At 36.5% G+C, this 293-nt stretch carries 1 pseudogene; it reads right to left on the reverse strand.

The features are described from left to right. Window positions 1-293: pseudogene (locus CXF67_RS19280) on the reverse strand (IS110 family transposase); the annotation flags it as partial.

Genomic DNA, 293 nt, shown 5'->3' on the forward strand with positions numbered 1-293 from the left:
AGTGCTCTGGTGATTTGAAGACATTCCGTCTCCTCCTTTGTGTTACCCTTCCACAGTTTTAGATCTACCTTTTTAGCATACTCACAAATAAGTTTTGAATCGCTTTTATCGGTCTTAATTTTTGACAACTTCATCTGTATAAAGCGTTTCACCGCTAATGGATTTTCTACCGATACTTTAAGACTAGATTCTAGTAAATGCTAAGCCAGTTGATAATGATAATAGCCTGTTGCTTCCATCACGCAATGGCTATTCATATCCAAGAGCTTTACAAACTTTTTAAAGCCTGATAC

The sequence above is a fragment of the Psychroflexus sp. MES1-P1E genome (assembly GCF_002836055.1).
Taxonomy (GTDB): domain Bacteria; phylum Bacteroidota; class Bacteroidia; order Flavobacteriales; family Flavobacteriaceae; genus Psychroflexus.